11 protein-coding genes are annotated in these 12,149 nt (G+C 60.6%); 4 read left to right on the plus strand and 7 right to left on the minus strand.

Annotated elements, in window-relative coordinates; genetic code table 11:
* Positions 1 to 68 precede the first annotated feature (68 nt).
* From ACVMDN_RS30940 to ACVMDN_RS30955, 4 genes are all read left to right on the plus strand, one after another.
* A complete protein-coding gene (locus ACVMDN_RS30940) occupies positions 69 to 845 on the plus strand; it encodes a Crp/Fnr family transcriptional regulator (protein ID WP_456834744.1) in 777 nt (258 codons plus the stop codon).
* Positions 846 to 1,026: 181 nt separating this feature from the next.
* Complete coding sequence (locus ACVMDN_RS30945; RefSeq protein WP_456834743.1) at positions 1,027 to 2,448, plus strand: ABC transporter substrate-binding protein; 1,422 nt, start codon at positions 1,027 to 1,029, stop codon at positions 2,446 to 2,448.
* Positions 2,449 to 2,486: 38 nt separating this feature from the next.
* Entirely contained in the window at positions 2,487 to 3,350 is an 864-nt protein-coding gene (locus ACVMDN_RS30950; RefSeq protein ID WP_456834742.1) for an ABC transporter permease, read from the plus strand.
* The gene (locus ACVMDN_RS30955; RefSeq protein WP_456834741.1) at positions 3,347 to 4,219 is read left to right on the plus strand and encodes an ABC transporter ATP-binding protein; all 873 of its coding nucleotides are present in this window, start codon (positions 3,347 to 3,349) and stop codon (positions 4,217 to 4,219) included. Before ACVMDN_RS30950 ends, ACVMDN_RS30955 begins: the two co-directional genes overlap by 4 nt.
* Before the next feature lie 277 nt (positions 4,220 to 4,496).
* Here the strand turns inward: ACVMDN_RS30955 and ACVMDN_RS30960 are convergent, their stop codons facing one another.
* The 7 genes from ACVMDN_RS30960 to ACVMDN_RS30990 all read right to left on the minus strand — a co-directional run bounded on the left by ACVMDN_RS30960 (position 4,497) and on the right by ACVMDN_RS30990 (position 11,666).
* Positions 4,497 to 5,864, minus strand: coding sequence for an amidase family protein (locus ACVMDN_RS30960; protein WP_456834740.1), 1,368 nt, complete (start codon positions 5,862 to 5,864; stop codon positions 4,497 to 4,499).
* A 68-nt stretch (positions 5,865 to 5,932) separates the two neighbouring features.
* On the minus strand, positions 5,933 to 6,652 hold the full coding sequence (locus tag ACVMDN_RS30965) for a TSUP family transporter (protein WP_456834739.1): 720 nt from the start codon (positions 6,650 to 6,652) through the stop codon (positions 5,933 to 5,935).
* Positions 6,653 to 6,708: 56 nt separating this feature from the next.
* Positions 6,709 to 7,497 (minus strand): ABC transporter permease, encoded by a 789-nt coding sequence (locus ACVMDN_RS30970; RefSeq protein WP_456834738.1) that lies wholly within the window; start codon positions 7,495 to 7,497, stop codon positions 6,709 to 6,711.
* A gap of 34 nt (positions 7,498 to 7,531) precedes the next feature.
* On the minus strand, positions 7,532 to 8,356 hold the full coding sequence (locus ACVMDN_RS30975) for an ABC transporter ATP-binding protein (RefSeq protein WP_456834737.1): 825 nt from the start codon (positions 8,354 to 8,356) through the stop codon (positions 7,532 to 7,534).
* Positions 8,353 to 9,366 (minus strand): taurine ABC transporter substrate-binding protein, encoded by a 1,014-nt coding sequence (locus ACVMDN_RS30980; RefSeq protein WP_456834736.1) that lies wholly within the window; start codon positions 9,364 to 9,366, stop codon positions 8,353 to 8,355. The genes ACVMDN_RS30975 and ACVMDN_RS30980 overlap by 4 nt, the downstream gene beginning before the upstream one ends.
* A 43-nt stretch (positions 9,367 to 9,409) precedes the next feature.
* The gene (locus ACVMDN_RS30985; RefSeq protein ID WP_456834735.1) at positions 9,410 to 10,720 is read right to left on the minus strand and encodes a M20 family metallopeptidase; all 1,311 of its coding nucleotides are present in this window, start codon (positions 10,718 to 10,720) and stop codon (positions 9,410 to 9,412) included.
* 205 nt (positions 10,721 to 10,925) lie between these two features.
* Positions 10,926 to 11,666, minus strand: coding sequence for a Crp/Fnr family transcriptional regulator (locus tag ACVMDN_RS30990; RefSeq protein ID WP_456834734.1), 741 nt, complete (start codon positions 11,664 to 11,666; stop codon positions 10,926 to 10,928).
* Positions 11,667 to 12,149 lie beyond the last annotated feature (483 nt).

Genomic DNA, 12,149 nt, shown 5'->3' on the forward strand with positions numbered 1-12,149 from the left:
GCTTGCCAACCCGCTCTGGCACGGACATTGCTCCTGTTTAGAACGGTTTGAACACTGGAGGCGGCTCGATGTTGCTGCAGGCGGCCAATGCGATTCGCGGAACCATTCCCGCAAAAATCCGGCCCGCAGGCAGCTCCTCGCTGCTGCTCACCGAGAACCAGCAGTGGATCGGCGGCCCGCCGCCGCTGATGGACAAGCTCACGCCGCGCGAGCGCGAGCTCGTGTTGAAGCAGGGCCGCCGCAAGGTGCTCAACCGTGGCCAGACCCTGTTCAGCCAGGGCGGCAAGCATGACGGCATCTGGCTGATCGAGAGCGGCCGCATTCGCGTCTTCTACACCTCGCCGCTCGGGCGCGAGATCACCCTTGCCTATTGGCATGTCGGCAATTTCGTCGGCGGGCCCGAAGTGTTCGAAGGCACCGTGCATCAATGGTCCGGCGTCGCATCCAGCAACTGCAGCGTCGTGCATCTTCCGGGAAAGCAGCTGCGCGCGCTGGCCGCGGAGATGCCGAACCTCGCCATCGGCCTGATCGAGGGCCTCACATTCAAGGGCAAATGCTATTCCGCGCTGGCCCAGATGCTGGGAACGCGCTCGATCACCCAGCGCCTGGCGCATCTGCTGCTGCACCTGGTCGATCTCTATGGCGTGGAGGACGCCGACGGCACCGTGATTGCGGCGGCATTCACCCATGCCGACATCGCCCACATGGTCGGCGCGACCCGGCAGTGGGTGACGATCAGCCTGAAGCGCATGCAGGAAAAGGGAATTGTGCTCACCAAACGCTCGCAGATCGTGGTCTGCCGACGCGAGATCCTGGAGGAGATGCGGGGCCAGGCCTCTGATTAAAAGGGCATCCGATTGAGGCCGATGCACATGCAATCGGCTTTGGGCCGCAAAACTGCACAAGGACTAAGCAATTGGCATTTCCCGGCAACTAATCGACCGCGACGATGAATCCGGATTTGCCCGGCCTGCGCCCTCACCCAATCATGGCCGCCACAGCACATCCAACCGAAAGAGGATGAGAATGGTCCACCATCTTCCCACGCTCTCGCTTGCGATATCGGTGACGTCGCTGGCGCTTCTGCTCGCGCAGCCGGCTGCGGCGGAAACGGTGACGATCGGCATCGGCACGCAGGACACGACCACCAACACGGCCACGGCAGGCACCGTGATCCGGCAGCTCCATTTGCTGGAAAAATACCTGCCGACAACAGGCAAATACGCCAACATCAAGTTCGAGCTGGACTGGCAGAATTTCACCTCCGGTCCACCCGTCACCAATGCGATGATGGCGAACAAGCTGCAGATCGGCATGATGGGGGACTATCCGCTGATCGTGAACGGCTTCACTTTCGAGAACAATCCCGAGAGCAAGAGCCGGCTGATCGCGATCGCCGCCTACAATCTCTCCGGCTCCGGCAACGGCATCGTCGTCCACAAGGACTCGCCCTACTACGATCTCGCCGACCTCAAGGGCAAGCTCGTCAGCGTGCCGTTCGGATCCGCCGCGCACGGCATGGTGCTGAAGGCGATGCAGGACCGCGGCTACGCATCCGATTTCTTCCAGCTGGTGAGCCAGAGCCCGGAGGTCGGATCGACCAATCTCCAGGAGAAGAAGATCGACGCGCATGCCGACTTCGTGCCGTTCGCCGAGCTGCTGCCGTTCCGCGGCTTCGCGCGCAAGATCTTCGACGGCGTAGAGACCAATCTGCCGACCTTTCACGGCATCGTCGTGCGCACCGACTTCGCCGAAAAATATCCCGAGGTGGTCGTCGCCTACATGAAGGCGCTGATTGCCGCCAATCAATGGCTGCGCGACGATCCGAAGCGCGCCGCGGAGAAGATCCAGGAGTGGACCGGCATCAACAAGGAGGTGGTCTACGTCTTCCTCGGACCGGGCGGCAACATGACCACCGATCCCACCGTCAAGCCGGCGCTGATCGATGCCGCCGTCACCGACGTCACGGTGCTGCGGAAGCTCGGGCGCATGAAGGAATTCGATCCGAGGAAATGGGTCGATGATTCCTACATCCGCAAAGCCTATTCAGAGATGAAGCTCGACTACGACACACAGCTCGCGAGCACCGCCAATTACGAGATTTCGGGCCAGGACAGCTTCTGCAAGAAGCCGATCGCCGATCCGCGCAAGGCCGGCGAAGTGTGGGTCGACGATGCCGGCATCCTGCCGTTCGCGAACGCCGCCTGCACGCTCGGCGCCTACGCCGACCTCAAGGCCAAAGGCAAGAAGATCAACGTTGCCTACGTCTTCGACACCACCCGCGGCATCAAGCTGTTCGCCGACCAGGCGTTCTACGCCGTCGGCGACGGCGAGGTGGCGCCGTTCCTGCTGAAAAAGGACGCCGAGGCGTATGCGGCGAAGATCGGCGGCAAGGTGCTCGGCTTCGACGACGCGGTGAAATCGGCGGTCAGCGGAGGCAAGACGTGAGCAGCAGTCCAGCCGTCCTGCGGCGCCAGGAGGACGCCATGCCGTCAGCCGCAGCCGATACCGGGCTCGTGTCCGCCACGCCGCCCGGCTCCGCACCGTCATTCGCCACGCTGGCGCGGCGATGGTATCGGCTTAATCGGGACAGCCTGCGCGCGGCCGTCATCGGCGCGCTTTCGCTCGCGGCCTTCCTGCTCGTCTGGCATCTGCTCACGACCTATCGCGTCGTCTTCTTCGTGCGTTTCGTCAACGTGCCTACGCCTCTCGCGGTCTATGCGAGCTTCACCAAGGCGATCCACGATCCCAAATTCCTGATGCACCTGCTGCTGAGCTGCCGGCGCATCTTCATCGGCTTCTCGCTGGCCGCGATCGTCGGCGTGCCGCTGGGACTGGTCATGGGCCGCTTCAAGCTGGTCCATGAAGTGGTGTTCCCGGTCGCCGAGGTTCTGCGCCCGATCCCGGCGATCGCCTGGGTGCCGATGGCGATCATGCTGTGGCCGACCAACGAGCAGAGCATCGTGTTCATCACGTTCCTCGGTTCGTTCTTCCCGATCCTGGTCAACACGCTGCACGGCATGTCGCTGGTCGATCCCGTGCTGGTGCGCGCGGCGCAATGTCTCGGCGCCCGCGAGCGTTCGATCTTCCGCGAGGTATATTTCCCCGCCTCCCTGCCACACATCTTCACCGGCCTCACCGTCGGCATGGGCGTGGCATGGGTGTCCCTGATCGCCGCCGAGATGATCTCCGGGCAGTACGGGATCGGCTACTTCACCTGGGAGGCTTATTCGCTGGTCCAATATGCCGACATCGCGCTCGGCATGATCGCAATCGGCGTGCTCGGACTGGGATCGAGCCTGCTGATCCGGGCTGCCGGTCGACTGGTCATGCCATGGAGCTCGAAATGAACGACGTTCGGACCAAGCCGCCGCAGGGTCGCATCGAGGTCGACAACTTCTCGCTCAGCTATGAAAGCATCGACGGTGCGGTGCAGGCCGTCACCGACACCCACATCCACGTCAATCCGGGCGAGTTCGTCTCGATCGTCGGCCCCTCCGGCTGCGGGAAGTCGACGCTGCTCAACGCGGTTGCCGGCTTTCTCAAGCCCACCACCGGCGTGGTCACCGTCGACGGCGAGCCCGTGAACGGCCCGAGCGCCGAGCGCGGCATGGTGTTCCAGCAATATTCGTTGTTTCCATGGAAGACGGTGCGGGAGAACGTCGAGTTCGGTCTGAAGATGCGCGGCATGCCGCGCTCGCAGCGCGAGCGCGCGGCACGCACGCTGCTCGGGCTCGCGGGACTCGAGGCGTTCGAGAAGCACTACCCGGAGCGGCTGTCCGGCGGCATGAAGCAACGCGTCGGCATCGTGCGCGCGCTTGCGACGGGACCGAAGGTGCTGCTGCTCGACGAGCCCTTCGGCGCCCTGGACGCGCAGACCCGCGTCATCATGCAACAGATCCTCACCAACATGTGGCAGCGGCTGAAGATCTCGGTGCTGTTCGTCACCCACGATATTGACGAAGCGATCTTCCTGTCGGACCGCGTCTACTGCATGACCGCGCGTCCCGGCTCGATCAAGGCCGAAATCCCGATCCCGCTCGAACGCCCACGGCAGCAGTCGATGATGATGTCGTCGGAATTTCTTGCCTTGCGCCGAGGATTGATGTCCCTGATCCGCGAAGAAAGCCTGAAGGCGATGGGCGGCGAGATCAATGACCTCGGCATGCAGGGATTGACAATCGAGCTGCAAGGGCACTCGCTCGCTTCGGTCCTCTGATGGTAAGGCGAGCCCATCACGCTTCAGAAGCGCGCCTTCCCTGCCGAGGCACGCCCAGATGAGCGGTCGCGGGGTGATTTGAACCCAACCGCCAAGTCATTGACGTTACTGGTGTCGATTTCAACACAAAAAGAACCCCAACAGACCACACGGACTACAATTTGGTTGCGGGGACATGCAACAATGTGATGGCGAAGCACAGTCAGCACTCAAGCGTGGTGATTGCTCGCCTTAGAGCGACGCGCTGCTGGTTCAGACATTTACCTCAGCAGAAGAATCAACTTCGCGCGACGCCTTCGAAATCGACGGCAACTTTCCTCAACCTTCCATCGTCGCCTGCGCGTCCCACAAAGCACAAAGCTGATGGCAAGCCGTCGGCGCGATGCACTCCGGGTACTGAGATTGCGCAAAGGTCCAGCGGATTAACGAAATAGGTGTAGGTGCCCATGATCGCATTTTTCTTCATGGGTTCTTCAAGCATCTCAGCAATTGTAAAGATCGTGGGAACGGTCGGCACGACGAGGGCGTGACACCTGTCGAATTCCCGGGAAACGACGCGCTGCAAGCGCTTGAGTTCGTAGAGGGCCTCGAACGCTTCTTTCGCACTATAGGATAGCCCGGGCTCTATCGCGGCCCATACTGCCGGATGAATCGTATCGCGCCGATTTTTGATGACGTCCCCGTAGTCACAGAGCCGCTCGGCAACCATGGCCGACTGGAAAACCAGTCGTCCTGCCGCTTCGAACGGCGCAAAATCGATTTCCACAAACGAAAAGCCGAGTTCGGCGAGACGATCCAGATTGGCGCGGAAGGCACGACCTGATTGTTCGTCTCCGAAGAACTGCAACTGGTCTTTTCGGGGAATGACAAGGATCTGGTTCTGCGCCTGCCTCGCGGACAAATCGATCTCATCGGCATCCGTGCGGCTGAAGGGATCGAGCGCATCGTGGCCCGCGATGAGTTCGAGTACTTCGTAGGCGTCGACAACCGCTTTGGCGAAGATAGGGACGCAATCAAATATCCTGCTGTTGTACAGCAGGCCCCGCGAACTCACGAGACCAATGGTCGGCTTCAATCCTATGATACCGTTGCAGGCGGCCGGAACACGCCCTGAACCGCCGGTATCGCTGCCAAGGGAAAACGCAACTATGTCGCCCGCGACGGCGACCGCCGAGCCCGAGCTTGAGCCGCCAGGGATGAATGCCGGATTCACCGCGTTTCGGCACAGGGGCTCTGGACTGCGAGTCCCGTTCAGCCCGGTTGCGAACTGGTCCATCGTGTTCTTACCGATCAGCACCGCGCCGGCAGCTTCAGCGCGTTGCACGGCGTGTGCGGTCTCCGCCGGAAGGATCGCGAGCCCCGGGCAATTGCTGGTTGTCAGCATCCCAGCGACATGAAGATTGTCCTTGACGGAAAAAGTCAGACCGAGAAGCGGAAGATGTTCGCCTTCGCTTGCGCGTCGCTCGAGCGCCTTGGCCTGGCGGATCGCATCCTCCGGAGAAACGAGGGCGGTAAAGATTCCATCTGAAGCAGCGGCGTTAGCGCGTCTGCAGCTTTCGGCGACGAGATCGGTGGCGGTCATGCCGAGCCTGCGCGCATCGCGCACACGTTCAAAGGTGAAGGGAAGGGATGAGAGGTCCATCATGATCCATCACGGTGTTAAGCGAAACAGTGCCCAGCCGGCGCCAACAATTGCAATACAGGCAACGGTGGTCAGAATGACGAGGCTGGCAACTCGATAGTGAGCTTCGGAAGTTTTCGAAACAGCGCGTTGCCGATCAACGCTCCTGTGGCGGCCGCTGGAGCCATAACCAGCGACGCTCCCAGGGCGCCGGACGAATAGAGCCCGTTTGAGGCCGCAATTGCGATGCCGAGGGCGGCGCTGAAAGCCACAAACGCCATGATGGTGGAGCGAGTCGATGATCCGGAAAGGCCGCTTCCGAGAAGCGCCACGATGGCCGGCGGTCCGCTCAGAGCCGTGCCACCGTTCAGGAGTCCGGAAACGAAGCCTGCGCCGGCAAGCGGCGCGAAGCCCATCGGGCCCGCGGAAAAGGCGGGACGCCACCAAACAACAGTCACTGCGACCACGATCGCGGTTCCGATCACCAGTCGCATCCAGTCGGGTGAGAGTGACGCAAGAAATATCAAGCCAAGCGGCGTCCCGATGAGGGTGCCGGCTACTAGGCCGAACAATGCAGGCCGGGCGATGTCCCCCTGAATGGCCGGTATTGTCGCGAGTCCGATGCCAACCTCGATCGGCAGTACGGCAGGCACCGCGGTCGCCGGTGGGAGGAAAAGCGTTAGAAGGGGTATGGCCGCCAGGGCGAAACCGAAGCCGGAGTAGCCCCGAACGGCTCCACCTGCGAGACCGGCGCAGGCAGTCGCAACGGCTAACATCAATGAGCCGCCACGCGGGCTCAACCAATCGATCATTTGACGGTCCTCGCGGTGGCGTATGACGCAGCTGAACAAGATTGTCAGATCAGTGTTCAGCGTTTGCCTTCCCAGTGGACGATGCGCCGCGCCAGATAGGCGATCCCCCGATCGCTCAAAAGGCCAATCAAGCCGATCATGATGATGCCCCCGAACAGATAGGTCGTTCTGAAGAAGCTACTTGCATCGAGGATCACGAAACCGAGACCGCGATCGCCGCCAAGCAGTTCTGAAGCGACGAGGATCGTCAGCGCCGCTCCCATGGACACGCGAAGGCCGGTCATGATCTGCGGGAGTGCGGATGGCAAAACGACGAAGCGGAAGACCTGCCAGCGATTTGCGCCCATGGATTGCGCGGCTCGCAGGGAATCCACAGCGCACCCCTGCGCACCCGCCTGTGCATTCACCATCATGATCAGGAATACCGAGATGAAGATCAGGAGGATCTTTGATGCTTCTCCGATTCCGAACCATAGAATGAACAGTGGGATAAGTCCCAAGGGCGGGATGGGGCGAAGAATTTCTGATGGCACGAGAAACAGCGCATCAATTGCCGGCACCCGGCCGCGCAGAAGTCCAAGAGCGATTCCGAACTGGGAGCCGAGGATGTAGGCCACGCTGACGCGCCACAAGCTCGCGCCTACATGGGTCCAAATGCCGACGCCGGAATATCCGCGTTCGATCATGTCGGCAAATGTCTTTGCAACCTCCCACGGGGAGGGCAGGATGGTCGTCGTGACTGCACCTTTGGCCGTGACCAATGCCCACACCAAAAGAATGCAAAACGGTGAGAGAATGGCAAGCGCCCAATATTGCCGGCGTGCTCGTGCTGCGTCCGAGTTCATAGCAAGGTCTCGTGGGGAGTGTGTACAACAGTAGTCAATGCCGCATCTTTCGGTAGATCGTCTCGCGCAATTTCAGAAAGGTCGAATCCAGCCTATTGTCAGCGTTAGCCCGCGGCTGGGGCAGATCGACGGAGAATTCCTCGAAATGCCCTTGTTTGAGGTCGGCCAAGAGAAATATCCGATCTCCAAGAAACACGGCTTCGTCGATACTGTGGGTCACAAACAGGATCGTGCAGCCGGTGCGATCGCGGATGCGGAGCACCTCTTCCTGCAAAACCTCGCGCGTCTGCACATCCAAGGCTGAAAATGGTTCGTCCATCAGCAAGACCTTGGGTTTTGCCGCGAGGGCGCGGGCCAGTCCCACACGCTGACGCATGCCTCCGGACAGCTGATACGGATATAGGTTTTCCGAGCCGCTCAACCCTACCAGGGCCGCCATTTCCTCGGCCACCCGGCGGCGCTCCGCGGTTCCTCGTCCCGCGCAGCGCAGGCTGAATGCGATGTTCTCTCCAACCGTCATCCAGTCGAACAGGGCCGCCGCCTGAAAGACAACGCCGCGATCGGGACCTGGTCCGACGATCTCTTGATGGTCGACGAAAGCAACCCCCTCCGACGGCCGGATAAAGCCGGCCGTCAGGTTGAGGATCGTGGTTTTGCCGCATCCGGACGGACCGAGGAGTGCAACCAACTCTCCCGGCCGAACGGAGAAGGACACGTCACCGAGAATGACGCGGCCATCATATTGGAAACCAACCTTCTCGAACTTGAGCATCGGCGTGACAGGATGAGTGGTCGTGGCATTGACCGCGTATTCTGTCGGAACGGGAACGAGACTCAAGCCTCTCACGTTGGCGCTCATCTTGTGCTCGCGACGTAAGCTTGAACCGATTTCGTGTTGAGGAGGCCTGCCCAATCCGAGGGGACTGCCTGAATGCGCTTCTCCTCCAGAAGGAATGCGGCGATGTTCTGGAGATGCTTGCCGAGGCGAGAAGCGGCTTCCTGGCCCGGTGGGCCCATGAAGTCGGCCGTGAGGATTTCCTCGAAGGTGGGGTGAGCAACAGTCTGACCTTCAACGAGCTTGTCGAATTCCACGGGGTTCATATTGACGCGTTTGGCTTCATATTGACGAACCTCGGCCGGTTTGGCCTTGTAGTCTCTCTGTGCCTGATCCCACATCTTCAGGAAGAGCTGCACCGTCTCGGGGTTTCCGCTCGTAAATGCCTTGCGGGCGACCCAGACCCCGCCGGTGATCATCCCGAGGCTTTTGGTCGTTGCGATGTCTTTGGCGCCTGCGCGTTCGATCGCGCCGACGTTCGGCTCCCAGACAAAGGCAGCATCGATCTGGCCGGCCTGATAGGCGGGCGGCATGTTTGCCGGCGTGAGATTGACGAGCGTTAGGTCGGAGGCCTTAAGATTGGCTTTCGCGAGCGCCTGGAGCGTGTGGTAGTGGCTCGTCGAGCCGATCGCCACGCCAACCCGCTTCCCTCTAAGGTCTGGCAAACTCGCGATCCCTGCTTGGGGATTGGCGGCCAGCCGTACATTGGTCAGGTCGAGACGCTCCATGAACAGGATTTCAATCGGGAGTCCATTGGAGTAGCCCGTCACAGCAGGAAATTCTCCCATCCAGGCGAGATCGACCTCATTCGCTGCGAGCGCAGGTAACATCGCCGGCCCGGCTGGAAACTGCGCAACCTTGACATCGAGCCCTGCTTTTTCGAACAGGCCGGTGGCAAGGGCGTAGGACAGGATGACGTTGATTTCTCCCGTCTGAAACCCGATCTTGATAGGCTTCAGATTTTGAGCGCTCGCGATTCCGGACGACGCCAACACCGTCGCAGCGAGTGCAAACCACCGAACTAGATTGAGCACGGATCGTCTCCTTTTGACTGAAGGAAGTTGGTGAGGATCGAGATCATGCGGCAATGCCGAGAAGGTCGAGCACTGTGAGTGCAAGAATCTTGGTTGCTGCCACCGACTTGCTGATCTGAATGTATTCGTTGATGGGCGGCCAACCGTCCTCGCCGGGGCCAAAGGTGATCGCCGCCTGCCCACGTTCGGCGAACCGGATCGTGTCGTTGAACGCGTTCTTTCGATAGATCACGGGCGGTTCGCCAAGGATACGGCGATAGGCCCGGCTGATGGTTGCGGTCGGATCGCGGCTGTCGTCCTGCTCAAGCGTGCCATTAACGAACAGGGCGCCGGGATAAGGTCTCGCGATCGCGTTCAAGGCGGGGTCAATCGCAGCCTGGGAGTCGATCACCTTCTGAATGTCTGCCATCACGCTCTCGGGCGTCATGCCAGGCAGGATGCCGACGACCGCGAGGACGGCCTGAGCGACGTCAGGCGTGAACTGCATCTCTCGCTTGACACCTCCCTGGACGCGGATGATGGCGACCATCGGTGGTGTACCACCGGCAATCCGCGCCGGGACGTGACTGAACGTCATCGTCTCGAAGGCGGTCAGCAGATGCGCCATCTTGGCGACTGCGTTGACGCCGGTGTCGGGCCGCCAGAGGTGGCTCTTCACGCCTCGGGTCTCAATCTGGACCAGGAAGTTGCCGCCATTGGCAACCGCGACGCCCATGCCAGAACGGCCGTCAGGTTTCGTCCAGCCCGTCGGTTCGCAAACTATCGTGTAGTCTGCACTGAGGCCTTTCTCGTCGAGCAGGAAGATCGAACCGTCAGGTCCGTTCTTTTCCTCATCGGCCGTGTAGACGCATTTGAGTGTTCCCTTTAGTTTGATCCCGCTCTCGCGAATGGCGCGCACAGCAAGCAGCGTGCATGCGAGATTGCCTCTCGTGTCAGACGTGCCGCGCGCGTAAAGCTTGTCGCCATGCCGGGTCGGACGGAAGGGGTGACCGCCCGTCGTCGTCCAGGCGCTCCAGTCGCCTGCGGGATAGGTGTCGAGGTGATCATTCAGGATGAGCGATGGACCTTTGCCGGTCCCCTCGAGTATGCCGATGACATTGGGTCTGCCCTCTCGCTTTGTCGCAAGGGTCACTTCGAATCCCATATCCTTGAGCTTGTCGGCGACAGCGAGCGCTGCACCTTCCTCCCGGGCGGGAGGTTCGTCCGGATCGAGCGGATTTTCGGCTTCGGGTTGCCCCGCCGGGATAAGCTCGCACGCGAGATCAAGCCAGGCTTTCTCCGTGATCCGGTCAAGCACCCGCCGCTCGACATCGGAAAGGCTGCTTCGTTCGGCAAGTTGCGAGAGTTCCTGCATAATCGCTCCGAATTGTCCTGCTCTCACTACAGCAAGCGATATGCCACCCGGAGGCGAGGAGCTTCCGAGAGGAAGGACACCCCTAAAGCATTGTAATTGTGCATGAAAATGCGTGACGATGAATTGTCAGAAAATTTCCATCGCAGCCAAAGCGAGGACTGCTTGCGCATCGGCGGAGTGGTGCTGTTGAATATGCGCGCCCCGCCTATTCGTCCCCGGCCGAAAGTTCGGCGTGCAATAAATCAGTGCGCCGGATGACCAGAAGTCCGCGCTTCTGCCGCAGCACTCCCGACTTCTGCAAGCGATTCAAACTGATCGTTACCCATTGCCGCGTCGCCCCGATGAGGTTGGCGATTTCCGCGTGGGTAAAGGCGGCGGCAATCAATATTCCGCCGTCGGCTTCAGTCTCGTCGAAACCATAGGTTTGGGCGAGATGAAGCAGCACGTGCGCCAGACGCTGAGACAAGGAGCGCGTTCCCAGCATCTGAGCCAATGATGAGTAGCAACGGGCCTTGAAGGACAGTGCATCAATGATCGCGACTGCGAAATCGGGCAGTTCTCGTGTCAGATCCCGAATATCAGATCCGGGCAAGTAGGTGACGACGCTTTGTTTGGCAGCAACCGCCGACCACATATGGACGCCGCCGCCAAAGACCTCCGGTCCACCCACGAAATTTCCCGGAAGCCAATAGGCGAGCGTAATCTCTCGACCGCCCGGCGCCGTATAAAAGCTGCGAACGAGACCGGTTTCAATAACAACAATTCCGTTGTGAGGGTCCCCTTGCCGAAATAATGTTTCGCCGCGCTTGTATGATATGAGTTGACCGCAAGCTTTGACTCGATCGCGTGCAGATTCCGGGAGACGCTCGATGAGGCTTGATTGGCGAGGAATCGAATCGTCAGTTTCCGAGAGTAAAATGCCCGCTGTCTTCTCACCTGCGTCCATGATGGTTTTCCGTCGGGACAACGTCCCCTACCGGTTGAGGCGCTACCAATTGCAATCCAGAGATCTGGCCAAATGGGACAAATGCGACGGAGACGAAGTTTGCCTCGGCCAGCGCACCGATTTCGTCGATCGCGCCTGTCCATCCCTAGGCGTCAGGAGCGCAGCGCGTTGGGTTGCATGTCAGCATAGCCGGTCGTCGCCTTCGAAGCCATAGTGGGCATCGCACTTGGCCTGATCTGCAGCAGAAGCCTCGCGAATAGATGCATGCCTTACGCGGCCAACCGGCGTTCCTTCTCGGGCCCTCTTGATCACCCGAAGCCCTCTTCAGGAAGCGGGCCAGCGTGCGGTTCAGACTGAACGTAACCCACTGGCGGGTCGCGCCAATAAGTTTCGCAATCTCCGAACGCGTGAACGCCGCCGCCACCGCGACGCCGCTGCCCTCAGCCTCTTCCTCGAGGTCGTAGTTATTGGCCATATGAAACA

It is taken from the genome of Bradyrhizobium sp. USDA 4510, assembly GCF_054059095.1.

Coding starts and splice junctions, on each gene's coding strand:
- ACVMDN_RS30940 (WP_456834744.1), top strand. CDS start 69: ATGTTGCTGCAGGCGGCCAATGCGATTCGCGGAACCATTCCCGCAAAA.
- ACVMDN_RS30945 (WP_456834743.1), top strand. CDS start 1,027: ATGGTCCACCATCTTCCCACGCTCTCGCTTGCGATATCGGTGACGTCG.
- ACVMDN_RS30950 (WP_456834742.1), top strand. CDS start 2,487: ATGCCGTCAGCCGCAGCCGATACCGGGCTCGTGTCCGCCACGCCGCCC.
- ACVMDN_RS30955 (WP_456834741.1), top strand. CDS start 3,347: ATGAACGACGTTCGGACCAAGCCGCCGCAGGGTCGCATCGAGGTCGAC.
- ACVMDN_RS30960 (WP_456834740.1), bottom strand. CDS start 5,864: ATGATGGACCTCTCATCCCTTCCCTTCACCTTTGAACGTGTGCGCGAT.
- ACVMDN_RS30965 (WP_456834739.1), bottom strand. CDS start 6,652: ATGATCGATTGGTTGAGCCCGCGTGGCGGCTCATTGATGTTAGCCGTT.
- ACVMDN_RS30970 (WP_456834738.1), bottom strand. CDS start 7,497: ATGAACTCGGACGCAGCACGAGCACGCCGGCAATATTGGGCGCTTGCC.
- ACVMDN_RS30975 (WP_456834737.1), bottom strand. CDS start 8,356: ATGAGCGCCAACGTGAGAGGCTTGAGTCTCGTTCCCGTTCCGACAGAA.
- ACVMDN_RS30985 (WP_456834735.1), bottom strand. CDS start 10,720: ATGCAGGAACTCTCGCAACTTGCCGAACGAAGCAGCCTTTCCGATGTC.
- ACVMDN_RS30990 (WP_456834734.1), bottom strand. CDS start 11,666: ATGGACGCAGGTGAGAAGACAGCGGGCATTTTACTCTCGGAAACTGAC.